The 20,864-nt window shown below is 72.4% G+C and carries 17 protein-coding genes; 7 read left to right on the top strand and 10 right to left on the bottom strand.

Annotation, left to right across the window (positions count from 1 at the left end; genetic code table 11):
• Positions 1–120 precede the first annotated feature (120 nt).
• A complete protein-coding gene (locus N542_RS0120565; RefSeq protein ID WP_028645535.1) occupies positions 121–486 on the top strand; it encodes an STAS domain-containing protein in 366 nt (121 codons plus the stop codon).
• A 46-nt stretch (positions 487–532) separates the two neighbouring features.
• On the opposite strand, the gene N542_RS25900 is transcribed toward N542_RS0120565, so the two are convergent.
• Positions 533–1,192 carry an alpha/beta fold hydrolase gene (locus N542_RS25900; RefSeq protein WP_051552162.1) on the bottom strand — a complete coding sequence of 220 codons (660 nt, stop codon included), beginning with the start codon at positions 1,190–1,192 and terminating at the stop codon, positions 533–535.
• A 245-nt stretch (positions 1,193–1,437) separates the two neighbouring features.
• Here N542_RS25900 and N542_RS0120550 point away from each other — a divergent pair, with 245 nt between their 5' ends.
• Positions 1,438–1,929: a DUF1360 domain-containing protein gene (locus tag N542_RS0120550; protein WP_036509062.1), complete on the top strand. Its 492-nt coding sequence runs from the start codon at positions 1,438–1,440 to the stop codon at positions 1,927–1,929.
• Between the two features lie 84 nt (positions 1,930–2,013).
• Here N542_RS0120550 and N542_RS0120545 read toward each other — a convergent pair whose 3' ends face one another.
• Complete coding sequence (locus N542_RS0120545; protein ID WP_028645533.1) at positions 2,014–6,102, bottom strand: choice-of-anchor X domain-containing protein; 4,089 nt, start codon at positions 6,100–6,102, stop codon at positions 2,014–2,016.
• Between the two features lie 182 nt (positions 6,103–6,284).
• Between N542_RS0120545 and N542_RS25895 the strand changes: the two genes are divergently transcribed.
• Positions 6,285–6,884 carry an HAD family acid phosphatase gene (locus N542_RS25895; protein ID WP_051552161.1) on the top strand — a complete coding sequence of 200 codons (600 nt, stop codon included), beginning with the start codon at positions 6,285–6,287 and terminating at the stop codon, positions 6,882–6,884.
• Here the strand turns inward: N542_RS25895 and N542_RS0120535 are convergent.
• From N542_RS0120535 to N542_RS25890, 7 genes are read right to left on the bottom strand one after another with little or no spacing between them, the layout of a single operon-like run.
• Positions 6,881–8,389, bottom strand: coding sequence for an AMP-binding protein (locus tag N542_RS0120535; protein ID WP_028645532.1), 1,509 nt, complete (start codon positions 8,387–8,389; stop codon positions 6,881–6,883). The genes N542_RS25895 and N542_RS0120535 overlap by 4 nt on opposite strands.
• A gap of 10 nt (positions 8,390–8,399) precedes the next feature.
• Positions 8,400–8,873, bottom strand: coding sequence for a heme-degrading domain-containing protein (locus N542_RS0120530; RefSeq protein ID WP_028645531.1), 474 nt, complete (start codon positions 8,871–8,873; stop codon positions 8,400–8,402).
• The gene (locus N542_RS0120525; protein WP_028645530.1) at positions 8,870–9,613 is read right to left on the bottom strand and encodes an SDR family NAD(P)-dependent oxidoreductase; all 744 of its coding nucleotides are present in this window, start codon (positions 9,611–9,613) and stop codon (positions 8,870–8,872) included. Before N542_RS0120525 ends, N542_RS0120530 begins: the two co-directional genes overlap by 4 nt.
• Before the next feature lies 1 nt (position 9,614).
• Positions 9,615–10,634, bottom strand: coding sequence for a zinc-dependent alcohol dehydrogenase (locus N542_RS0120520; protein WP_028645529.1), 1,020 nt, complete (start codon positions 10,632–10,634; stop codon positions 9,615–9,617).
• A gap of 1 nt (position 10,635) precedes the next feature.
• Entirely contained in the window at positions 10,636–11,487 is an 852-nt protein-coding gene (locus tag N542_RS0120515; RefSeq protein ID WP_231482802.1) for a fumarylacetoacetate hydrolase family protein, read from the bottom strand.
• A gap of 5 nt (positions 11,488–11,492) precedes the next feature.
• Complete coding sequence (locus tag N542_RS0120510) at positions 11,493–12,389, bottom strand: SMP-30/gluconolactonase/LRE family protein (protein WP_028645527.1); 897 nt, start codon at positions 12,387–12,389, stop codon at positions 11,493–11,495.
• Positions 12,386–13,153, bottom strand: a complete 768-nt coding sequence (locus N542_RS25890) for an IclR family transcriptional regulator (protein ID WP_036509052.1) — start codon at positions 13,151–13,153, stop codon at positions 12,386–12,388. Before N542_RS25890 ends, N542_RS0120510 begins: the two co-directional genes overlap by 4 nt.
• 40 nt (positions 13,154–13,193) lie before the next feature.
• On the opposite strand from N542_RS25890, the gene N542_RS0120500 reads away from it, so the two are divergent.
• Positions 13,194–14,909, top strand: coding sequence for an IlvD/Edd family dehydratase (locus N542_RS0120500; RefSeq protein ID WP_028645526.1), 1,716 nt, complete (start codon positions 13,194–13,196; stop codon positions 14,907–14,909).
• Between the two features lie 294 nt (positions 14,910–15,203).
• Here N542_RS0120500 and N542_RS0120490 read toward each other — a convergent pair whose 3' ends face one another.
• Positions 15,204–16,367 (bottom strand): alpha-hydroxy-acid oxidizing protein, encoded by a 1,164-nt coding sequence (locus N542_RS0120490; protein ID WP_028645525.1) that lies wholly within the window; start codon positions 16,365–16,367, stop codon positions 15,204–15,206.
• A 229-nt stretch (positions 16,368–16,596) separates the two neighbouring features.
• Here N542_RS0120490 and kdpA point away from each other — a divergent pair, with 229 nt between their 5' ends.
• Genes kdpA through kdpC form a run of 3 tightly spaced genes read left to right on the top strand, consistent with a single transcriptional unit; the run spans position 16,597 to position 20,863 of the window.
• On the top strand, positions 16,597–18,261 hold the full coding sequence (kdpA, locus tag N542_RS0120480; RefSeq protein ID WP_028645524.1) for a potassium-transporting ATPase subunit KdpA: 1,665 nt from the start codon (positions 16,597–16,599) through the stop codon (positions 18,259–18,261).
• Positions 18,258–20,246 (top strand): potassium-transporting ATPase subunit KdpB, encoded by a 1,989-nt coding sequence (gene kdpB, locus N542_RS25885; protein WP_036509049.1) that lies wholly within the window; start codon positions 18,258–18,260, stop codon positions 20,244–20,246. The genes kdpA and kdpB overlap by 4 nt, the downstream gene beginning before the upstream one ends.
• A 2-nt stretch (positions 20,247–20,248) precedes the next feature.
• Positions 20,249–20,863, top strand: coding sequence for a potassium-transporting ATPase subunit KdpC (gene kdpC, locus N542_RS0120470; protein ID WP_081795410.1), 615 nt, complete (start codon positions 20,249–20,251; stop codon positions 20,861–20,863).
• The last annotated feature ends 1 nt before the right edge of the window (position 20,864 follow it).

Here is a 20,864-nt window from a genome sequence, read left to right as displayed (position 1 = left end):
ACGCACGGCTCTTCACCTCTCCGGAGGGTGATGTCGGGTGAGATTGGGGTACCACCGAGGTCCAGGCGACGAGTGCTCAGCACGGGGCGCTCGCGTCGCCGCTCGTGACAGGCCAGGCACGTGTACTGCCAGCTCCTCATCATCTTCGCTGCACGCCGGGCGACCCTCCGCCTCGCCGACGGCCTCGACGGCTACGGCGAGCAGCAGCTGCAGCGCCGGATCGACGACGCCCTCACCGCGGGCTGTGACCGGCTCGCGGTGGACTGCGCCCGCGTCGAGCGCATCCAGCGGGAGTCGCTCATCGCGCTCTCCGCCACCAAGGAGCACCTCCAGGCCCGCGGCGGCTCCCTGGTCGTCCGCTCGCCCTCACGGGCGTTCGTCCACGCCGCGGAGCTGGCCGGGTGCGCCGACCTGCTCGAGCGGAGCGGGCCGCCCGGGCCGATCGCTCCGAGGCCCGGCCCACGAGCGCTGCCGCGACTGTCGTGAGGCTCCGCGACGTCGTACCAGCGCACCCGCACCGGTTCCGAGTCCGTCACGTCAGGTGCCTGTCGAGGTGGTCGGCGACCAGGTCAGGATGGGTCTGCGGCGCCATGTGCGCCGCGGCCGGGAGCTCGACGACGACCGTCGGTGCTCCGAGGGCGGCCAGGGCGTGGACCCAGTCGCTTCGGGCGATGTGGTCGTGCGCCCCGCGGACCAGGACGACCGGGCACCGCACCGACGACAGCGTCGCCCGGATGTCGTCGTGGCGGGCTCGGTCCATCGTGGCGCGCATCGACCGGAGCGTGGTGCGGCGGTACTGCCGCACCAGTCGTGGGAGCTGCCGCGGGTCCTCGTGGATCGCGTTGCGCAGCCACCGGCCTGCGAGCGCGGACCACGAGACGGCGCGCGGGTCCGTGGTCGGTCCGACGAGCACGATCCTCTGCACCAGCTCGGGGCACACCCGCGCGGCGTGCGCGACGACCTGGCAGCTGGACGAGTGGCCGAGCAGGGTGGTGGGCCCGGACAGCCCGTCGCAGAGCCGGGCGGCGAGGTCGACCGGCCACAGGGCGTCGGACCCGGCGGTCGGCTCGCCGTACCCCGGAAGCGTGCGGACGGTGCCGGGGCCGGTCGACAGCGCCTCCAGGCACGGCGACCAGGCCTCCGCACCCAGCCCGAGACCGGGCACGGCGACCAGGTCGTGCGCGGCGGTCACCGCTAGCGGCGCCGCTCGCGGCCCGGACCGACGACGTGGATGGCGACGTAGGCCGAGGCCAACGAGACGAGGATGACGAGCATCTCCAGCATGGGCTCTCCCTTTCCTGCACGACCCCCGGACCTGCCCGGTCCGGAGGCTCTCCGACGATCCCGAGCCGGTACCCCCGGCCGGTGGTCGTCAACACGCCCCAAGGGGTGGAGGATCCGACGGAGTGAGAGCGCGCGTGGGGGATACCCGACGTCATGAACTCCGCCCTCTCCGCCCTGCCGCGCTACGACCCCAGCGGGGAGGTGAACGTCCGCGGCTTCGCCGGGAGCATGGGCGTGTACGCCGTCGCCTGCGCCGCCGCAGTCGCCACCGCCCGGTCATCGGGACGCACGCCCGACTCCTACGACGTGGCCGACCTGGTCGTCGGAGCCGTGGCCACCCACAAGCTCAGCAGGCTGCTCGCCAAGGGGGCGGTGACCAGCCCCGTGCGCGCGCCCTTCACCGAGTTCGCCGGTCCTGCGGGGTCCAGCGAGCACGTCGACCGGATCCGCGGCAGTCACGGGGTCCGGCACACCGTGGGCGAGCTGCTGAGCTGTCCCTTCTGCCTCGACGTGTGGATCGCGACGGCGTACGTCGCCGGTCTCGCGCTCGCGCCGCGGGCGACCCGCGCGTGGGCGGCGGTCTTCTCGGTCATCGGGACGTCCGACTTCCTCCAGCAGGCCTACAGCCGCCTGCGCGACGACTGAGGGCGCACCGGCGAGCGCGCGAGGACCGGTACGGCGGATCGCCGTACCGGTCCTCGTCACCCGCTGCCGGTCTCCGGTGGTCCGTCAGCAGGTCGAGCTGCAGGTGGCCGGCACGGAGGTGACCGCGTTGGGCACCATGGCGACCGCCTTCTTGACGACGTAGCCCGCGCCGCGTCCGGACACGTGGTAGGTCACCCCGGCCGGCAGCCCGGAGAGCGTGAACCTGCCCGTGGTGCTGGTGCGGACCAGCGGCAGCTCGGGGTGCCCGAGCACCCGGAGCCAGACGCCGTCGGGAGTGCCGTCCCGCGGGGCCTTGTCGGGCTTGATGACGCCGGTGAGCGAGATCAGACCGGCCCTGACCCGGACCTCGTCCGTGACGACGTTCGACACGTTGCCCGCCCGGTCGCGGAACTTCGCGTAGACGGTCGAGAACCCGTCGGCTCGGGGCGACAGCGTCCAGGGCAGGGTGGCGGCCAGGGGCTGCCACGCGGCTCCGGTGAAGTCGACGTCGTTGGACACCATCATCGAGACCACGTCGGCGTCGTCGACCTTGAGCGTCAGCTTGGTGGCCGCGCTGCTCACGAAGGGCCGGTCCGCGTTGATGGTCACCGAGCCGATGGGGGGCATCGGCTCCTTGCGCGGGATCCCGCTGAAGACGGGGCTCTCGTCGGAGCGGTTGCCGGCGAAGTCGACGCCGACGACCTTGTAGTAGTACCGCTTGCTGTTGACCAGGCCGGTGTCGCGCACCCGTCCGCCCTTGGCGGTGGAGTCGAAGGTCTGCGCGACGGCGTACGGTCCGGCGGCGCTGGTCGACCGCAGCAGCCGGATGCTCTTGTACGCCGGGTTCGCCGGGTAGCGGATCAGCAGCGTGCCCGAGGTGAGCTTGGGCCGCGGCAGGTGGTCGATCACCGCACCGATGACCGCAGCGCCCTCGGGGCGCGGGAGGGCGTCGTCGCTCGGGTCGAACGGGTTCGCACCGCGCTTGAGCTCCGAGCCGTCCGGCTCACCACCGCGATCGGTGTCGGGGTGGCACGGGTCGGTGCCCGCCTGCCACTCGCGGAGCGACCGCAGCCCGTCGCCGTCGGGGTCGAGACCGGCGTCACCGGCATCGGTGGCCTTCAGGCACCCGGGGTGGTAGCCCTCGTACCGGTCGGGCATGCCGTCACCGTCGGTGTCCGGGTTGGGGTCGCCGTTCTCGTAGAGCGCGAACGAGCGGTGCTCGTAGCGGGTGTAGGGCTCACCGAGGTTGTTCTTGCCCTCGGCGCTGATCTGCACCTGGTAGGAGCCGTCGGGCTTCGCGCTGTCGTCGTCGGCGCCACGCTTCGCGAACTCGGTGGTCCGCGTGTAGACGCCGGCGTAGATCCCGTCGCCCGCCGTCCCGTCGGCGTGGTTGCCGTCGTCGAGCAGCGGCAGGCGCAGCGTCGTGCCGTCCGGGTGGGTCACGTCGGCGTACACCCGACCGCGGGCCACGCCGCCGTCCTTGTCGGTGAGGCTCGCGACGATCGGGATCTGCTCGCCCCACCGGTGCCCGTCGAGCTCCTTGCGGAAGACGTGGGTGTCGGCGACGCTCGTCCACATCGAGGTGCTGTACGTCGGCCGCCCCGCCGCCATGGCGACCCATCCGGTGCTCTTGTCGGGGTTGTCGAGGTGCAGCCGCCAGGTGCCGGTGTCCATGGTCGCGATCCGGAAGACCACGTGGGTGTCGGTCCTGGTGACCTCGACGCCCGCGCCGGGGGACACCAGGGTGCCGTCCGGCGCCTCGAGCTCGACCTTGAGCGGGTCGGAGACCCCGGGCCAGTTGACCGCGATGACGGCGTCGGTCATGCCGCCCTCGTCGAGCTTGATCTCCGGCACGGTGGACCCGCCGCCCGGCAGGGTGTCTCCGTCCTGCCAGAAGCGCTCCAGGCCGGCCGAGTCCTCCGTGGCAGAGAAGTAGACGTCGGCGAGGTTGTTGGCGAGGCTGGAGCCGCCGATCGCGCCCAGGGGGGACGTGCCGGACTTGAGGGACCGGGTGGAGCGGCGCAGCGGCTGGCTGCCGCCGAGCCCGCTGTTGACGTCGACGTAGTAGTAGGTGCCACCGGTGTCGTCGGCGATCTGCTGGAGCAGGGCCTGGTCGGTGAGCGGGCCGAGCGCGATGGTGTCGACCTTGACGCCGGCCGCGATGACGGCTGCGCGCACGTCGGTCCAGTACTTGCCCTCGTTCTCCATGCCGTCGGAGAGCAGCACGATGTGGTCCTCGCCGATCGTCGTGCCCCGGATCGGGAACTCGGCGGCGCTCTTGAAGACACCGTCCCCGATGCTCGTCATCCCGTTGGCGGTCAGCCCGAGCACCTTGATGCGCGCGTTGTCACGGTTGCCGGAGGTCATCGTCGAGAGGAGGGCGTCGAGGGTCGCGTCGTCGTCGGGCTCGACGTTGTTGCCGCTGAAGCTGACCACCCCGAGCTTGTCGTCGGAGCGTGCGGCGTCGACGTACATCGAGGCGGCGTTGCGGGCCGCGTCGATCTTGGGTGCGGCCGCCGGCTCGAGCATCGAGCCCGAGCGGTCGATGGTCAGCATCTGGTCGAGGTGACGCACCTGGTAGCTCACGGACTGGGCGTTGGAGTCGCTCACGTCACCGAGCCGGACCGTGAGGTCCTGCACGTCGGGGGCGGCTGCCGGGAACGACGGCGCCTGGACGGTCAGCCAGTACTCGCCCTGGACGTAGGCGCCGTTCAGGACGCTCGCGTCCTGGTTGCCGACCCGGGCCGTGAAGTCGCTGGCGCGCAGGCCCTCGACCGAGGGGGTGCCGAGCTCGGCGGGTCCGTGGACCTGCACCCGGACGATGAACCGGTTCGGGTCCGACTTAGTCCCGACGAACGCCTTGTTGGCGGTTGTCGGATCCTTGATCTGGAGGTCGTAGGCGCCGCAGGCGAAGCGGTAGTCCACGTCGGCGGCGTCGTTGAGGCCGGTGACGACGGCGCCGAGGCGGGTGATCCGCTTGCCCTCGGTGGCCCTCGTCCGGACCAGGATGGCGCGGGCGAAGTGGGTGCCGACGGACTTGTCGAGGCGCACCACGGCGCCGCCCGAGTCCTGGCTGGTCAGGGCGACCCCGGCGCGGTCGCCGTCGACCACGAGGCCGGCGACGCCGGTGCAGTCCCCGATGTCGGCCTGGAGGTACTTCGCGGCCCAGGCCCTCACGTTGAGGGGGGTCGGGCCGACGCTCGGCGGGATGGTGCCCACGTCGGTGACCGGCACCGCGTCGTACGCCGCGGCGCCCGGCTGCTGCTCGTCGACGTACCGGTACTTGCTCCCGTCGGGCAGTGCGCTGACGTCCATCTGCTTGGTGTAGTTGGCGACCGTGAAGTCGTGGAAGAGGCCCTCGAGGCTCGCGGTGGAGTCGAAGTCGTGGATCGTCGTGCGCAGGGTGCCGAGGAAGTCGCGGTTGGAGCCCGCGTCCTGGGCGTTCTGCCAGAACTCACGGATGAAGTCGGTGCCGACCCCCGGCTCCGCGCGGTCGTTGCCGAGGCGCTCCATCAGGTAGTTCCAGAAGAGCGCGGTGGTGTAGGAGAGGCCCCACATCGTGCGGCTCGGGTCGCCGAGGTAGTTGTTGACCTGCGCCAGGTAGGTGATGCAGCCGGCGTTGTTGTCGAGGTCGGAGTAGAGCTTGTCCTGCATCACCCGAGCGGTGCCCTCGACCGGGTCCGCGCCCCAGGTCGACCAGTTGCCGAACCCGATCGACTCGTACTGGATGTGGTGGAAGAGCTCGTGGCCGACGACGAGGCGCAGGCAGTCCTCGGCGGAGCTGCGGTAGTTGGCGACCGGCATGTTGATCCGGTCGGCCGGCGCGTTGCCGGAGTCGCAGCCGCCGATCGTCGTGCAGTCCAGCGCCAGGATCTGCCGCGGGGAGCCGGCGAAGTCCGGGGCGTCGAAGCCCTGGGCGGCGTAGCCGTTGTGGAGCCCGGCGGGGTTGCCCGGCGTGACTGCGTTGTTGTTGGACAGGGCCGTCGCGAGGCGTTGGGCCTGGAGCTGCGGGAACTCGGCCGCCGTCAGCGGCACCATGCCGTCGTCGGGGGTGTAGGTCACCGTGTAGCCGTTGCTGGGACTGGTCTCGACGGCGCCGTTGGCGGTCATCGCCGTGGCGAGCAGTGCGGCGCTCGTGCCGAGCGCGAGAAGTGTGAGGGTGGTGCGTCGCATCGGTTCTTCCCCTCCGAGAGTGCTCTGCCGGTGGCAGAACGAGATACGGGGAGGAGCGGCTCCGATCGCGCGTGGATACATCGGCGGAGCCGACGGCGTGTCCCCACCCGCGTGCGAGGACCACCCCACCCGACGGGGTGGAGGCTTGGTGGATCGGCCGACGAGGTGCCTATGCTCGAAGCGTGTCCCGCCTCGTGCTCGCTCCGCTCCTCTTCTGTCTCTGCCTCCTCGTCGGCGCGCCCGGCGCGGCGTACGCCGACCGTCCGGCCGCCGGCTCCGCTGGACCGTCGCAGCGGGCCCAGGGCCTGCCCTCGAAGCAGGTCTGGCTCCGTGACGTCAGCCGCGCCATGGAGGGCTCCTGGAGCTACCTCGGACGCCGCGCCGAGGCGCGCCGGCCCGGCGAGAGACTCGCGGTCGTCCTCGACATCGACAACACCTCGATCGCGACCGAGTACGCCTGGCCCCGCCCGGTGAAGAAGGTCCTGGCGTTCGCCCGCCGGGCGGACCGGCTGGGCGTGACGGTCTACTTCGCGACCGGGCGCACGAAGGGCCAGCTCGGCGACACCCCGCAGGTCCTGCGCGACGCCGGCTACCGGTTCAGGGCCGTCTGCGTCCGGCACAGCCCGCAGCAGTCGCTGGTCGCCGGCAAGGTGCGGTGCCGCAAGTCCTTCGAGCGCCGCGGCTACACGATCATCGCGGTCATCGGCAACCGCCGCACCGACATGCGGGGCGGGCACCTGGAGCGCAGCTTCAAGCTGCCGAGCTACGGCCGGCTGAGCTAGCCGCCGGCCCGCAGCCGGTCGCGGTCGATCGCGCGCTTGAGGATCTTGCCCGACGGTCCCTTGGGCAGGGCCGGAAGCACCTGCACGAGGTGCGGGACCTTGTAGGCGCTGAGGCGCTCCTTCGCCCACGCGCGGAGCGCCTCGGTCGACAGGTCAGCGCCGTCGCGCAGCACGATCACGGCGGCGACCTCCTCGCCGTACGTCGCGTCCGCGACCCCGATCACGGCGGCCTCCACGATGTCGGGGTGCTGGTAGAGCACCTCCTCGACCTCGCGGGGGTAGACGTTGTAGCCGCCGCGGATGATCAGCTCCTTGAGCCGGTCGACGATGCGCAGGTCGCCGTCCTCGTCGAGGGTGCCGAGGTCGCCGGTGCGCAGCCAGCCGTCCTGGATCGCCTCGGCGGTGGCCTCGGGGTTGCGCCAGTAGCCCTTCATCACGATCGGCCCCTTGACCCACACCTCGCCGACCTCGCCGGTCGGCACCGCGGCACCGAGCGGGTCGCGGATCTCGAGCTGCATGCCGGGCACGGCGCGGCCGACCGCGCCGATCTTCGGCTCCTGGTCGTGGGGCGTCGACGTGGCCCACCCGGAGGTCTCGCTGAGGCCGTAGCCCTCGCGGAGCAGCACGCCGAAGCGCTCCTGGAAGGCGCGGATCACCTCCGCCGGGAGCGACGCGCCACCGGAGGAGGCCAGCCGCAGCTGCGCGAAGTCCTCCGGTGCCGTGTCGCCCGCGGCGTGGAGCATGGCGATCCACATGGCCGGCACCCCGGAGACGATGGTGAGCCGGTGGTCGCGGACCATCTCGAGCATCCGGGTCGGCTCGAAGGGGTGCAGCAGCGAGACCGGCGCGCCCAGCGAGATCGAGATGTGCAGGACGATCAGCTGACCGTAGACGTGGAAGAGCGGCAGCGCGGTGCCGGCCCGGTCCGTCGCGGGGTCGAAGCTCAGCCGCGCCCGCGCCGCCTCGACGAGCGCGAAGATCCCGGCGACCCCGAGCTCGGCGCCCTTCGGCCGCCCGGTCGTGCCGGAGGTGTAGATGATGACCGCGGTGTCGTCGTCGGCCCGGTCGACCGGCGCCGTGGGGGTCGCCGCCGGGACCACGACAGGCTGGTCCGCGAGCGGCCCGAGGACCCGGAGCGGGAGCCCGCGGCCGGTCGCCGCCGCAGTCGCGGCCGTGGCGGCCTCGTGCCAGGCGACGACCAGCGAGGCCTCGGCGTCCCCGAGGACGTAGTCGATCTCGGGGGCGGTGGCCATCACGTTCATGGTGATCAGCACGGCTCCGGCCGCGTGCAGCCCGTAGTAGGCGACCACGAACTCCGGCCCCGTCGGCGCGATCAGCACGACCCGGTCCCCGGGGCGGATGCCGGCCGCGCCGACCTCACGGGCGTACGCCGCCACGCGGTCGCGCAGCTCGCCGTACGTGACGACCTGGTCACCCGACCGGACGGCCGGTCTGCCCGGGTCGTGGGCGGCGTGCTCGAAGATCGCGTCGGCGAGGTTGCTCACCACTCGGACGCTACTCGCGGAGTCCCAGGACGAGCTCGAGCACGTCGACGACGAGCTGGTGGTCCTCGAGCTGCGGGAGGCCGGAGACGGCGACCGTGCCGACGCAGCCGGTGCCGCGCACCAGGATCGGGAACGCACCACCGTGCGCGGCGTACGTCGTGAGGTCGAGCCGCGCGTCGGTGTCGAAGGACTTGCCGGCGACCCGGAACTGCTCACCGACCCGCAGCGACGAGCAGCCGTAGCGGTCGACGACGGCGCACTTGCGATCCAGCCAGCCGTCGTTGTCGGCCGAGGCCCCGGACAGCGCGCTGTGGAAGAGCCGCTGACCGTTGCGGCGCACGGAGATGGCGACGGGCAGGCGGCGCGCCGCCGCGGCCTCGCGCAGCGCGACGCCGAGCTGCCAGGCGTCCTCGACGCCGAAGGACTCGAAGACCAGCCGCTGCTCCTGGGCGATCAGCTGGTCGAGCAGGGTGCGGTCGGTCATGACGGCAACCGTAGCGACGCCATCCCGCCGTCGACACCCAGCAGCGTGCCCGTCGTGGAGGCGCTGAGCGGGCTGGCCAGGTAGACGATCGCGTGCGCGACCTCCTCCGGAGCGACCAGGCGCCCGAGCGGCTGACGGGCCTTGAGCGCCGCAGCGGCCGCGACCGGGTCCTCGGCCTGGTCGAGGAGGCGTCCGATCCACGGGGTGTCGGCCGTGCCGGGGAGCACCGCGTTGACGCGGATGCCCTCCGTGACGTGGTCGGCGGCCATCGCGAGGGTCAGGGTCGCGACGGCGCCCTTGCTGGCCGAGTAGAGCGCACGCTGGGGCACGCCGACCGCGGCGACCACCGAGCTGACGTTGACGACCACCGCGTGCCCGGATCGACGCAGGTGGGGGAGGGCAGCGGCCGAGACCCGCGCCATCCCCACCACGTTGACGTCGAGCACCCGCGCCCACTCGGCGTCGTCGTTGTCCGAGACGTCGCCGATGGCGCCGATGCCCGCGTTGTTGACCAGGACGTCGATCCCACCCAGCGCGGCCGCAGCCTCGGCGACGCTGGCGTCCACGGCGGCGCGGTCGGTGATGTCGCAGGACAGCTCCAGGAAGCCGCTGGTGCCGGGGACGGCGCGGTCCAGGATCGCGACGCGCGCGCCGCGCGCGGCCAGCAGCGCGGCGGTCGCCGCGCCGATCCCGCTCGCGCCGCCGGTGACGAGGGCGGTCAGTCCGTCGAAGTCGCTCATCTCAGCTCCTGGTCCGTGGATCGACGTGGATCTTGGGTCCGGCTCCCGCGCCCGCCGGTCGGGTGCCCGCGAGCACGGCGCCGACCTCGTCGAGGCCCACGGTCGCGGCGATCAGCGGGCGGGGGTCGACCTCGCCCGCGGCGTACAGCTCGATCGCGCCGGCCAGACCGGGCGAGGCGCTGAGGATGCCGGTGACGGTGACGTCGTTCATCACCAGCGTCCGGGTGTCGAGCAGGCTGGGTGCCTCGGACAGCCCGATCAGGACGATCCGGCGGCCGGCGTCGACGAGCTCGGCCGCCCGCGTCGGCGACGACGCGTGGTTGGAGGCGTCGATGACGCCGTCCCAGCGGAGGTCGGGCAGCGTCTCGGCCGTCCAGGCGCCGTCGACCCCGAGCGACGTCGCGAACTCCAGCGACGACCTGGTCACGCCGACGACGTGGACCTCGCAGCCCTGCGCCAGCGCGAAGCGGGCCGCCAGCAGGCCGATGGTGCCGGGTCCCAGGACCAGCAGCCGCTCGCCCGGCTCGACGTACGCCGCGCGGACCGCGCGCAGCGCGTTGCCTCCGGGCTCGACCATCGCTCCGGCGGCATCGTCGACCGCGTCGGGCAGCGGCAGGAGGGTGCTGACCGGCACGGCCAGCTGCTCGGCCAGGGCGCCGTGGAAGCCGCGACGCAGACCGATCTCGAAGCGGTCGTCGCAGACGTGCTGCCGGCCGGTCCGGCAGCGGTGGCAGCGCCCGCAGCCGAGCTGCGTGTCACCCGTCGTACGGCGTCCCAGCCACGACTCGTGCACGCCGGCGCCGACCGCGGACACGGTGCCGCACCACTCGTGGCCCGGGCGCACCGGGTAGTGGGCGAGCCCGTCGTGCAGGTACTCCATCTGTCCGGAGGCCATCTCCATGTCGGTGCCGCAGACCCCGACGCGGGCGACGTCGACCACCACCTCGCCCGGTCCGGCGGCCGGCGGCGGGACGTCCTGGACCGATGACTCCCCGGGGCCGGTGAGCACGAAGGCACGCACGTCAGCGTGGCCCGATCACGTGCTGGCGCTGCGTCCCCAGACCGTCGATGCCCAGCTCCATCACGTCGCCAGGAGCCAGCCACACCTGGGGATCCAGCCCCATGCCCACCCCGGGCGGCGTGCCGGTGTCGATCAGGTCGCCCGGCTCGAGCACCATGAACTGGCTGAGGTGGTGGACGATGACGTAGGGGTCGAAGACCATCGTCGCCGTCGATCCGGTCTGCCGCCGCGTGCCGTTGACGTCGAGCCACATCCCCAGCGAAAGCACGTCGTCGATCTCGTCCGGGGTGACCAGCCACGGGCCGGTCGGATTGAAGGTCTCGGCCGACTTGCCCTTCGACCACTGGCCGCTGCGCTCCATCTGGAAGGCACGCTCGCTGACGTCGTTGACCAGCACGAAGCCCGCGATCGCGTCCCGCGCCTCCTCGACCGAGTCCAGGTACGACGTGCGCCGGCCGATCACGATGCCGAGCTCGACCTCCCAGTCGGGCTTGGTCGAGCCGCGCGGGATCCGCACGTCGTCGTACGGGCCGACGATGGTGTTGGGCGACTTGGTGAAGAGGATCGGCTCGTCCGGGACGCTCTGGCCGGTCTCGGCGGCGTGGTCGCTGTAGTTGAGGCCGATGCAGAGGATCTGGTGCGGTCGCGCGATCGGGGCGCCGACGCGCTCGTCGCCGAACGTGGAGACGTCACCGCTCGCCGTCCGCTCCTCGACCGGGGCACCGAGCGAGGCGAGGCCGCCGGCACCGAAGAACGACTCGTCGAAGTCGTCGACCACGTCCGAGACGTCGACGTACGTCGTGTCGTCGAGGCGTACGACGGGGCGTTCGGCGCCGAGAGGGCCGAGGCGCATCAGCTTCACGGTGTCTCCTGGGTGTCGAGGTGCCCGGACCAGGGGTGGGTCGGCAGGCCGGTGCAGCCGGGCCGGGCGAGGAAGAGGCTGCCCGAGAGCGGGTGCTCCGCCTGCTCCTCGGGCGACAGCTCACCACGGGCGGTGGTGATCAGCAGCTGATCGAGGTCGGCGCCGACGAAGGCGAGGCTGGTCGTGTGGGGAGCGGGCAGCTGGATCACGTCGAGCAGGGCGCCGGCCGTCGAGTAGCAACGCACCTGGCCCTGGCTCCAGGCGGCGAGCCAGAGGTTGCCGTCGGCGTCGACGCACAGGCCGTCGGGCACGGCGTCGTCCAGGTCGAGCGCCGGGCGGCGCGGTCCGACGGCGCCCGAGTCCTGGTCGTAGTCGCGGACCCAGACCCGCCGGGCCGGGACGCTGTCGACGCTGTAGAGCTGCGAGCCGTCGGGGGAGAACGCCATCCCGTTGCCCAGCCCGAGGTCGTCGTCGAGCACGGTCGTGCGCGCGCCGTCGACCCGCAAGAGGCGCTGGGAGTGGCGCGCCCCCGTCAGCGAGACGGTGCCGACGAGGAAGCGTCCGCGCGCGTCGCAGACCGCGTCGTTCCACCGGTCGTCGGGGTGGTCGACGAAGAGGTCGGGGCCGGAGGTGCGCACGCCGTCCAGCGCGACCCGCGTCAGCCGGCGGTGGTCGGCGACCAGCAGCGTGCCGTCCGCGGCGGGCGCCACGGCGCCGACGTACGACGCGAACCGGTGCTGCCGCGTCACCTCGACCGCACCGGCGTCGAGGCGTCCCTCGAGCACCAGGCCCGCGAGGATGTCGACCCAGAGCAGACGGCTGCGGGGTGCGTCCCAGACCGGTCCTTCCGCGAGCTCGTAGATCGGGTCGGTGACCTGCTCGGCACTGGTCATGGGCGTTCCTCCGTGAGAGCGCGGATCGCGTCGACGTCGTCGACGAGACGGGCGAGTGGGGTGCGGTAGGCGAGGGCGCTGATGCTGATCGCCCCGCTGGGCACGGTGGGACCGGTGAGGAACGCCGGGATCGCGAGGCAGTGGATGCCGGGCTCGTTCTCCTGGTCGTCGACGCTGTAGCCGCGGGCGCGGACCAGCTCGAGCTCCTCGTGCAGGGCGTCGACGGTGGTGATCGTCGTGTCGGTGCGACGGGCCAGGGTGCGACCGCGGGCCCACGAGGCGACCGCGGCGCGGTCGGGCAGCCGGTAGGAGAGCAGCAGCTTGCCGGCCGCCGTGGCGTGCGCGGGGTTGCGGCCGCCGACGACCGAGGTGAGCCGGACCGCCCCCTGGGCCGGGTCGACCTTCGAGCGGTAGACGACGGACTCGTCCTGGAGCACGGTGTAGTGCGCGGTCTCGCCGTACCGCTCGGCCAGCCGCTGCAGCGTCGCGCCGACCCGCACGTGGTCGGGCCGGCCCTCGTGGTGGGTGAAGGCCAGGCGCAGGAACTCGTCGCCAAGCAGGTAGCGGCCGCGGCCGTCCTGGACGGCGAACCCGGCGCGGCGCAGCGACCCGAGCGCCCGGTGCACGGTGGGCTTCGGGCTGCCGACCGCAGCCGTGATCTCCTCCAGGCCGACGCCGTCGGAGTAGCGTGCGAGGACCGCGAGGACGGCGAGCACGCGGTCGGATCCGACCAGCCGCTCGTCGCTCGCTGTAGCCTCGGTCACGATTCCGGATGCTAGACCACAGTTTCGAGAATTGGAACGCATGAGTCCTCCGCGCAGCAGCCAGTGGTACGCCGGCACCGACCGCAACGCCTACATCCACCGGGCCTGGATGCGCCGTGGGCTGCCGGCGCACGCCTTCGACGGGCGCCCGCACATCGCGATCGCCAACACGGCCTCTGACCTGACGCCGTGCAACGCGCACCTCGACGAGGTCGCCGCGAGCGTGAAGCAGGGTGTCTACGAGGCCGGCGGGATCCCGCTCAACCTGCCGGTGGTGTCGCTCGGCGAGACGCTCGTCCGCCCGACCGCGATGCTGTGGCGCAACATGGCGGCGATGGCCACCGAGGAGATGCTCCGGGCCAACCCCGTCGACGGCGTGGTGCTGCTCGGCGGCTGCGACAAGACGATCCCGTCGCTGCTGATGGCGGCCGCGTCGGTGGACATCCCGGCGCTCGTCGTCCCCGGCGGACCGATGCTGACCGGCACCTTCCGCGGCGTACCCCTCGGCTGCGGCACCGACGTCTGGCGGCTCAGTGAGGAGGTGCGCGCCGGGCAGCTCTCGGAGGCCGACTTCCTGAGGTCGGAGTCGTCGATGATCCGCAGCCGCGGGCACTGCAACACGATGGGGACCGCCTCCACGATGGCGATGGTGGCCGAGGCGCTGGGGTCGACGATCCCGGGCACGGCCGGTACGCCAGCGCCGGACAGTCGGTTGCTGGAGGGCTCCCACGAGGCGGGCCGGCTGGCGGTCGAGATGGTCGCCGCCGACCGTCGCCCGAGCGCCGTCCTCACCCGCGGCTCCTTCCTCAACGCGATCGTTGCGCTGGCCGCGGTCGGTGGCTCCACGAACGCCGTCGTGCACCTGCTCGCGATCGCCGGCCGCCTCGGCGTCGAGCTGACCCAGGACGACTTCGACCGCACCGGTGCCGACGTGCCGCTGCTGGTCAACCTGCAGCCGGCGGGGCAGTACCTGATGGAGGACCTGCACCGCGCCGGCGGCCTGCTGGCCGTGCTCCGCGAGGTCGAGGACCTGCTCGACCCGGAGGCGATCACGGTCACCGGCCGCCCGCTCGTCAGCTACCTCGGCGAGGCCCAGATCTGGGACCGGGAGGTCATCCGGCCCCGGGCCGAGCCGTTCCAGGCGCACGCGGGCATCGCCGTGCTCCGGGGCAACCTCGCCCCGACCGGCGCGGTCATCAAGCCGGCCGCCGCCACCCCGGAGCTGCTCCAGCACCGCGGTCGCGCGCTGGTCTTCGACTCGGTCGAGGACCTGCACGCGCGCATCGACGACCCGGACCTCGAGGTCGACGCCGACTCCGTGCTGGTGCTGCGCGGCTGCGGACCTCGCGGCTACCCCGGCATGCCCGAGGTCGCCAACCTCCCGATGCCCAAGAAGCTGGTGGAGGCGGGGGTGCGCGACATGGTCCGGGTCTGCGACGGCCGGATGAGCGGTACGGCGTACGGCACCGTCGTGCTGCACGTCTCGCCCGAGGCGGCCGCCGGTGGCCCGCTCGGCCTGGTCCGCACCGGCGACGTCATCGTGCTGGACGTCGCGGGCCGGCGTCTCGACGTCGAGCTGTCCGACGAGGAGCTGGCGAGCAGGACGCCGGCGCGCGCCGCCGTCGACGCCTTCGCGGCCCCCACGCGGGGGTGGGAGCGCCTGTACGTCGAGACCGTCCTGCAGGCCGACACCGGCGCCGACCTCGACTTCCTGGTCGGCTCCAGCGGCGACGCCGTCTCACGCGAGTCGCACTGAGGAGGGTTTGGCTGTCCGCAGCAACGGGCACCTGTTGAGTGCGCCACCTGGTGCGCGCTCGAGACGGCGACCGACCCGCGGCGATCCCGCGCGGTGCTGCGTCGTCTCGCATCATCCAACGGACGGAGCCTTGTCATGCTGTGGACCATTCTGATCATCCTCGCGATCGTTGCGTTGGTGCTCTTCATCCTGGGCCGCGTTCGCGGTGGCCGGGGCGTCTGAGCAGACAACGCGTCGTACGACGCAACGAGGCCCCCACAGCGTTGGCTGTGGGGGCCTCGTCACGTCCGGACGTCAGCGCACGGCGACCAGGACGTCACGGGTGAGGTCGGCGATCCTCGCGTAGCCGTTGAGCCCCATCGTCAGGTCGGCCTCGGCGAGCAGGCACGAGAGCACGAACTCGATGCCCGCCGTGCCGCCCAGCACCGCGCCGTAGCCGTAGGGCCGACCGATGCCCACGGCGGTCGCGCCCAGGGCCAGCGCCTTGACCACGTCGGCGCCCGAGCGGACACCGGAGTCGAAGAGCACCGGCAGCCCCTCGGCGGCCTCGACGACCGCGGGCAGCAGGTCCAGCGCCGGCGCGGACGCGGCCTGCCGACCGCCGTGGTTGGAGCAGTAGATGCCGTCGACGCCGGCGTCCTTGGCCCGGCGTACGTCGTCGGGGTGGCAGATCCCCTTGAGCAGCAGGGGCAGGTCGGTGAGACCGCGCAGCCAGGCGAGGTCGTCCCAGGTCAGGCTCGGGTTGCCGAAGGTGAACGCCCACTGGACGGCCGCGGCGGCGAGGTCCTCCTCCGGCGGCACCGCCAGCTTCGCGCGGAAGACGGGGTCGGAGGTGTAGTTGGCCAGGCAGCTCCCGCGCAGCTGCGGGAAGGTCGCGTGCTGGAGGTCGCGCGGACGGTAGCCCAGCGTCCAGGTGTCGAGCGTGACGACGATCCCCGCGTAGCCCGCGGCCTCGGCCCGGTGGACGAGGCTCTCGGCCAGCTCGCGGTCGTTGGGCGTGTAGAGCTGGAAGAAGCCCGGGGTGTCGCCGAGCGCGGCGGCGACGTCCTCCATCGGGTCCTGCATCAGCGTCGAGGCCACCATCGGCACCCCCGACGCCGCTGCTGCGGCGGCCGCGGCGAGGTCGCCGTGCTCGTCGTCGGTCATCACCCCCAGGACGCCGATCGGGGCCAAAAAGATCGGGGACGGCAGGGTGTGGCCGAAGAGCTCGATCGACAGGTCGCGGTCGGCCGCACCGGACAGCATCCGCGGCAGGATGCCCCAGCGCTCGAAGGCCGTCACGTTGGCGCGCTGGGTGTGCTCGTCACCCGCGCCGCCGGAGACGTAGTCCCACAGGCGGTGCTCCATCTTTGCCTCGGCCGCGGCCTCGAGGCCGGCGAAGGTGAGCGGGTACGGCGGGGTCTCGCCGGCCAGGCCTGCGAAGTAGAGGCCCAGCTGGAAGTCGGAGTAGTTCGCCATGCGCGCCATCCAACCACCGCGCCGGGGGCCGGCCCCCGGCAGTGGTGGGCGTTCGGGAACCGTCAACACCGCCGTCCGGGGCGTCAGGGAACCGTCAAGACGGTCGAGGGACGGCGTACGGCGGACCTAGGAATGTCCTCGTGCCCGATCTCGCCCTCATCCTCCTGACCCTGCTGGCCTTCGGGCTGCTCGCCGCCCTCGTGAGCGTCCTCGACCGACGGCTGTCCCAGTGAGCAGCCTCGGGCCCGCTCTCGGCCAGATCGCCGTGCTCGTCATCGCGCTCGCCGTGGCCGTGCCCGTCCTCGGGCGCTATCTGTCCCACGTGTACACGTCGCCGCGGCACCTCGCGGTCGAGCGGGCGTCGTACCGCGCGCTCCGCCTCGACCCCGACGCCGACCAGCACTGGAAGACCTACGCGCTGTCGGTGCTGGGCTTCTCGCTGGTCAGCATCCTCGGCCTCTACGCGTTCGGTCGCCTGCAGGGCCACCTGCCGCTCTCCCTCGGGTTCGCCGGCCTGCCGGCCGACGGGGCCTGGAACACCGCGGTCTCGTTCGTGACCAACACGAACTGGCAGTGGTACTCCGGCGAGTCGACCGTCGGCCACCTCGTCCAGATGTCCGGCCTGACCGTGCAGAACTTCGTGTCCGCCGGCGTCGGCATGGCGGTCGCCGCGGCGCTGGCTCGTGGCCTCGCCCGCAACCTCCAGGACGGCCGGGTCGGCAACTTCTGGGCCGACCTGGTGCGCACCGTCGTCCGGGTGCTGCTACCCCTCGCCCTGGTCGCCGCGGTGGTGCTGGTCGTGCTTGGCGTCGTCCAGAACCTCCTCGAGCCGCAGGCCGTGCACACGCTGACGGGTGGGACCCAGGCCGTCACCGGGGGACCGGTGGCCAGCCAGGAGGCCATCAAGGAGCTGGGCACCAACGGCGGCGGCTTCTACAACGCCAACTCCGCGCACCCGTTCGAGAACCCCACGCCGCTGACGAACCTCGTCGAGATCTTCCTGATGCTCCTCATCCCGTTCGCGATGGCCTGGGCCTTCGGTCGGATCGTCGGCGACCGGCGCCAGGGAGGCGCGGTGCTCGCCGTGATGGCGCTGCTGCTCGGCGTCTCGATCGCCCTGCTCACCTGGGCGGAGATGGCCGGGCCGGGCACCGCCCCTGGCGTGGCCGGCGGTGCGATGGAGGGCAAGGAGGTGCGCTTCGGCGCGGCGGCCTCTGCGCTCTTCGGCGCGGCCACGACCGGGACCTCCACCGGGGCGGTCAACTCCATGCACGACTCGTTCACCGCCCCGGGCGGCGGGGTCGCGATGTTCAACATGATGCTGGGCGAGGTCGCGCCCGGCGGCGTCGGGTCAGGCCTGTACGGGATGCTGATCCTCGCCGTCGTCACCGTCTTCCTCGCCGGCCTGATGGTCGGACGTACGCCGGAGTACCTCGGCAAGAAGATCGGCCAGCGCGAGATCGTGCTCGTCGCCCTCTACGTCCTCACCACCCCGGTGCTGGTGCTGGTCGGCACCGCGACCGCCATCACCGCGTCGCAGGGCCTGGCCGGGCTCCAGGAGTCCGGGCCGCACGGTCTGTCGGAGGCGCTGTACGCCGTCACGTCGGCGTCCAACAACAACGGCAGCGCCTTCGGCGGCCTGTCCTCGGGCACGCCGTTCTGGGACACCCTGCTCGGGCTGTGCATGCTGCTCGGCCGCTTCGTGCCGATGGTGCTGGTGCTCGCCCTCGCCGGTCGCTTCTCGGCGCAGCGACGGCTGCCACCGGGCGCCGGCACCCTGCCCACCCACCGGCCACTCTTCGTGGCCCTCCTCTCGGGCGTCGCCCTGGTCGTGGTCGGTCTGACCTACGTCCCGGTCCTCGTCCTCGGTCCGATCGTGGAGTCGCTGTCGTGAACCTTGATCTCACGGGCGCTCTGCCCGGTGCCCTCCGCAAGCTCGACCCGCGCGAGCTCCTCGCCACCCCGGTGATGCTGGTCGTGGAGATCGGCGCCGCCGCGACCACCGTGATGGCGGTCCTCGACCCGACCACCATGGCCGTCGGGGTCACCATCTGGCTGTGGCTCACCGTGCTCTTCGGGACCCTGGCCGAGTCGGTCGCCGAGGGTCGGGGCAAGGCGCAGGCCGCCAGCCTGCGGGCTCTGCAGCAGGAGACGACCGCCCGTCGGCGCCGCCCGGACGGCGGCTGGGACCTGGTCACGTCGACGTCCCTGCGCGCCGGCGACGTCGTGGTCGTCGACGCGGGGGAGCGGATCCCCGGTGACGGCGAGGTCGTCGAGGGGGTCGCCTCGGTGGACGAGTCGGCGGTGACCGGGGAGTCCGCGCCGGTGATCCGCGAGTCGGGTGGCGACCGGTCGGCCGTCACGGGCGGGACCGTGGTGCTCTCCGACCAGGTCGTCGTCCGCATCACCTCGGAGCCCGGCGGGTCCTTCGTCGACCGGATGATCGCCCTGGTCGAAGGCTCCGAGCGCCAGCGCACCCCGAACGAGATCGCGCTCAACGTGCTGCTCGGGTCGCTCACCGCGATCTTCGTGGTGGTCGTCGGGAGCCTCTACCTCGTCGCCGACTACAGCGGCGCGCACCAGTCCGCGGTCGTGCTGACCGCCCTGCTGGTCTGCCTGATCCCCACCACGATCGGGGCCCTGCTCTCGGCCATCGGCATCGCCGGCATGGACCGGCTCGTGCGCCGCAACGTGCTGGCCATGTCCGGGCGCGCGGTCGAGGCCGCGGGCGACGTCGACGTACTGCTCCTCGACAAGACCGGCACCATCACCTACGGCAACCGCCGGGCCGTGGCGCTGCTGGCGCTCGACGGCGTGACCGAGGACGAGCTGGCCGGGGCCGCGCTGCTCTCCTCGCTCGCCGACGAGACCCCGGAGGGGCGCTCGATCGTCGCCCTGATCGGGTCGTCCGCTTCAGGCATCTCCATGCGCCAGCCTCAGGCGGACGACCCGGGTGGGACGCTGGTGCAGTTCAGCGCCACCACCCGGATGAGCGGCATCGACCTCCCCGGACGGGAGATCCGCAAGGGTGCGGCCTCGGCCGTGACCGCCTGGGTCGGCTGCTCGGACCCCGAGCTCGACGCGCTCGTCGACCAGGTCGGCTCGTCGGGGGGTACGCCGCTGGTGGTCGCCGAGAGCGGCCGCCTGCTCGGTGTCATCCATCTCAAGGACGTCGTCAAGGAGGGCATGCGCGCCCGCTTCGACGAGATGCGGGCGATGGGCATCCGCACGGTGATGATCACCGGTGACAACGCCACCACCGCCCGTGCGATCGCGGAGGAGGCCGGGGTCGACGACTTCCTGGCCGAGGCGACCCCGGAGGACAAGCTCGCCCTCATCCGCAAGGAGCAGGAGGGCGGCCGGATGGTCGCGATGTGCGGCGACGGCACCAACGACGCCCCGGCGCTCGCCCAGGCCGACGTCGGCGTCGCGATGAACACGGGGACGATCGCGGCCAAGGAGGCCGGCAACATGGTCGACCTCGACTCCGACCCGACGAAGCTCATCGAGATCGTGGAGATCGGCAAGCAGCTGCTCATCACCCGGGGGGCTCTCACGACCTTCTCGATCGCCAACGACGTCGCCAAGTACTTCGCGATCCTGCCCGCGATGTTCGTCGTTGCCTTCCCCCAACTCGACGTGCTCAACGTGATGCACCTGTCGTCACCGGAGTCCGCGATCCTCTCCGCGGTCGTCTTCAACGCGCTCGTCATCGTCGCGCTGATCCCGCTGTCCCTGCGAGGGGTGCGCTACCGCCCGTCGTCGGCCGCCGACCTGCTGCGCCGCAACCTGCTGATCTACGGGGCCGGCGGACTGATCGCGCCGTTCGTCGGCATCAAGCTGCTCGACCTCGTCATCTCGCAGATCCCAGGAGCATGAAGATGAAGGACCTCTACGCACTCCTCCGCCAGAGCCTTGCCGGCCTGCGCGTGCTGATCGCCGCGACGCTGGTGCTCGGGGTCGTCTACCCCGGTGTCGTGTACGGCGTCGCCGCGGTGGCCGCCCCGTGGAGGTCGCACGGGTCGCTGGTCACGGGGACCGGCGCCCACACCACCGATGCTGGCACGGCGGTCGGGTCGGCGCTCCTGGGCCAGCTCGTCGACGACGAGGGGCTCTTCCAGCCCCGACCGTCGGCCGCGGGCGCCGGCTACGACCCGCTCGACAGCTACGGCTCCAACTACGGCCCGGAGGACCCCGACCTCATCGCGGCGATCAAGCAGCGCAAGGCCGAGATCGCCGTTCGCGAGGGCGTCGACCCCGCCGACGTACCCCCGGACGCGGTCACCGCGTCCGGCTCCGGTCTCGATCCCGACATCTCGCCGGCGTACGCCGCCCTCCAGGTGCCGCGGGTCGCCAGAGCACACGGGCTCGCCGAGGACGCCGTACGGCGCCTGGTGTCGGAGCACACCTCGGGCCGCACCTGGGGCGTGCTCGGTGAGCCGCGGGTGAACGTGCTCGAGCTCAACCTCGCGGTGCGCGTGCTGGCAGGATCGTGAC

Source organism: Nocardioides sp. URHA0020, from assembly GCF_000620705.1.
In the GTDB taxonomy this organism is placed as follows: Bacteria; Actinomycetota; Actinomycetes; order Propionibacteriales; family Nocardioidaceae; genus Nocardioides.
This window is presented reverse-complemented; position numbering and strand designations above follow the sequence as displayed.

Coding starts and splice junctions, on each gene's coding strand:
- N542_RS0120550 (WP_036509062.1), top strand. CDS start 1,438: ATGAACTCCGCCCTCTCCGCCCTGCCGCGCTACGACCCCAGCGGGGAG.
- N542_RS0120545 (WP_028645533.1), bottom strand. CDS start 6,102: ATGCGACGCACCACCCTCACACTTCTCGCGCTCGGCACGAGCGCCGCA.
- N542_RS0120530 (WP_028645531.1), bottom strand. CDS start 8,873: ATGACCGACCGCACCCTGCTCGACCAGCTGATCGCCCAGGAGCAGCGG.
- N542_RS0120525 (WP_028645530.1), bottom strand. CDS start 9,613: ATGAGCGACTTCGACGGACTGACCGCCCTCGTCACCGGCGGCGCGAGC.
- N542_RS0120515 (WP_231482802.1), bottom strand. CDS start 11,487: ATGCGCCTCGGCCCTCTCGGCGCCGAACGCCCCGTCGTACGCCTCGAC.
- N542_RS0120510 (WP_028645527.1), bottom strand. CDS start 12,389: ATGACCAGTGCCGAGCAGGTCACCGACCCGATCTACGAGCTCGCGGAA.
- N542_RS0120500 (WP_028645526.1), top strand. CDS start 13,194: ATGAGTCCTCCGCGCAGCAGCCAGTGGTACGCCGGCACCGACCGCAAC.
- N542_RS0120490 (WP_028645525.1), bottom strand. CDS start 16,367: ATGGCGAACTACTCCGACTTCCAGCTGGGCCTCTACTTCGCAGGCCTG.
- kdpC (WP_081795410.1), top strand. CDS start 20,249: ATGAAGGACCTCTACGCACTCCTCCGCCAGAGCCTTGCCGGCCTGCGC.